General features: G+C 68.1%; 1 protein-coding gene and 1 pseudogene. One reads left to right on the forward strand and one right to left on the reverse strand.

All coding sequences use genetic code 11. The features are described from left to right. Positions 1 to 11: 11 nt before the first annotated feature. Entirely contained in the window at positions 12 to 539 is a 528-nt protein-coding gene (locus ACYVDE_RS24630) for a hypothetical protein (protein ID WP_460504157.1), read from the reverse strand. A gap of 114 nt (positions 540 to 653) precedes the next feature. On the opposite strand from ACYVDE_RS24630, the pseudogene ACYVDE_RS24635 reads away from it, so the two are divergent. Then, positions 654 to 850, forward strand: a pseudogene (locus ACYVDE_RS24635) (hypothetical protein); the annotation flags it as partial.

An 850-nucleotide genomic window follows, 5' to 3' on the forward strand; every position in this document is an offset into this window, starting at 1 on the left:
CCCGCCCCCCGCTACCGCCCGCGCACCGACTGCATAAAGGCGTCCTGCACCAATGCCCCGCCGATATTCAGCACGGCCGAGCCAGCCCCGATTCGCATCGGAATTCCCACCGAAAACGCGCCCAGCCCGCCGTAGCTGCCGGCGCCGCCATAGCCCGTCGGCACTGCCTGTTGCGCCAGCGGAGCAAAGCCCGCGTTGGCCGGCAGACCATCAAAGCCATAGCCCGGGCCAGTGCCAAAGCCCTGCGGGCGGTAGGGCACGAAGGTGTATTGCACGAACGGGCGCGGCCGGCCGGTGGCGCTGCTGCCCAGCTGATAGCGCAGGTAGGGCTGCACCCCGTAGCCGTAGCCGTAGCCGTAGCCGGCCGCCGTGGGCGCGTAGCTGCTCACCACGTAGGTGCCCGCGAGGAAATGGCCTTTGGTGGGCGGGGCGGGGGCCGGAATTTCCAGCCCCACCGCGCTGCCAGCGCCGCGCTGGGCGTGGCCCGGTAAGGACAGAACAACCAGCGCCAGCGGCGCAAAGCGGAAGAGCTTCAGCATAGGAAAAAGCGGTAAGGACCGGATGATTACCCAAGATACATTTTTTTGCGGAAGGGCCGTGTGTATTCGCGGGCCGGCCGGCATTAACCGAGTACATCCTTGCACCGCCCGCCCATGCGCCCTATCACCACGCTCCGCATTCCGCAGCCCTGTTCCGAAAGCTGGGATGCCATGACGCCCACCGCCGCCGGCCACCACTGCGCCGCCTGCGCCAAAACCGTGGTCGACTTCACCCTGAAAACCGATGCCGAAATCCTGGCCTACCTGGCCGGGGCTGCGGGCGGCCGTACCTGCGGCCGGTTCGCGGCGGG

The organism is Hymenobacter agri (genome assembly GCF_054778495.1).